This is a genomic window from Novosphingobium clariflavum (genome assembly GCF_026420865.1).
Classification (GTDB): domain Bacteria; phylum Pseudomonadota; class Alphaproteobacteria; order Sphingomonadales; family Sphingomonadaceae; genus Novosphingobium; species Novosphingobium clariflavum.
This window is the reverse complement of the sequence record NZ_JAPCWC010000090.1, coordinates 1-1,155: the sequence shown is the minus strand read 5'-3', so window position 1 is coordinate 1,155 and position 1,155 is coordinate 1. Positions and strand designations below refer to the sequence as shown.

The 1,155-nt window shown below is 58.1% G+C and carries 2 protein-coding genes; one reads left to right on the top strand and one right to left on the bottom strand.

Annotated features, from left to right (window positions below):
• Positions 1-14: 14 nt before the first annotated feature.
• The gene (locus OKA11_RS24380; RefSeq protein ID WP_010339851.1) at positions 15-557 is read right to left on the bottom strand and encodes a MarR family winged helix-turn-helix transcriptional regulator; all 543 of its coding nucleotides are present in this window, start codon (positions 555-557) and stop codon (positions 15-17) included.
• A gap of 104 nt (positions 558-661) precedes the next feature.
• On the opposite strand from OKA11_RS24380, the gene OKA11_RS24375 reads away from it, so the two are divergent.
• Entirely contained in the window at positions 662-1,138 is a 477-nt protein-coding gene (locus OKA11_RS24375) for a YkgB family protein (protein ID WP_010339850.1), read from the top strand.
• Positions 1,139-1,155: the final 17 nt, after the last annotated feature.

Below are 1,155 nucleotides of genomic sequence, written 5' to 3'. Positions count from 1 at the left end.
GTCTCTGCGCGCACTTATGGGTCGACTCTATGCGTCGACGACTCCAGCATTCCAAAGGCATCCATCGGACAGTTGTAGCATCGCCTCTCGTCGCAGAGCCGGCATATCGTCAGCGCCGAGACAGCGTCGTCAGACATCTGCGCAAGTATTGTCTCGGCAATACGTTCCAGCACGAGGCGGTCAGCATTCGAGACATGGCTAAGGATTTCGGATAAAGTCTCGTTTCTTCGTTGCAGGATCGCAGATAGGCGAGTCTCGCCTGCCTCAGTGAGCATCAGCGCTACTGCACGACGGTCCCGTAGCGCTTTGGATCGAACGGCGAACCCGGCTGCAACCAATCGATCGACAAGCCGCACCGTCCCCGCGTGGGACAAGCCTAGCACCCGTCCTAATTCGTCGATCGAAAGACCGGTCGCGTGACCGATGACGACGATCGCCGCGGTGGTTTCGCCACCGCCGGGTATCGTCGGGTCGAATGCCGCCTTCTTAATTCGATCGGTGATGCCCACTGCGAGGGCGCCGAACAGATTGACGAGCCGGTCCGAGAGTACGTTCAAAGGGTTGCCTCATTCATTGACGGCGTATAGTGTATGCGCAGCGCATATATCACGCCTGTCTAAGCATGAAGGCAGGTCATGCGCCATGATGAAAGCGAGGCACCATGTTTTCGACATTACACATAGCTGAAAAGACGACCGGCTCTCGCGGGTCTCTCGCGTTGCTGCGCTGGGCGCTGGTGGTCATCTTTCTCTGGTTCGGTTGCATGAAATTCACGAGCTATGAAGCGATGGGCATCGCGCCATTGATGAAGAACAGTCCGATCATGAGCTGGATTCCGGCCGTTTTTGGGGTGCAGGGTGGAAGCTATTTTATAGGCACCGTCGAGCTCGCGACGGCCGCTGCGCTGATTATCGGTGCTTTCAACAAGACGGCCTCCGCTCTCGGCGCGGCGATGTCATGCCTGACTTATGCCGTGACACTGACGTTTTTCCTGAGCACGCCTGGCGTCGCCGAGCCGACCGCTGGCGGGTTCCCGGCGATTTCGGCCGGAACCGGACAGTTCCTGTTGAAGGACCTGGTGCTTCTTGCGGCATCAGCGTGCCTTCTACTTGCGTCCATACGGACAGCAGACGCGTGACGGCAAACAGGTGATAG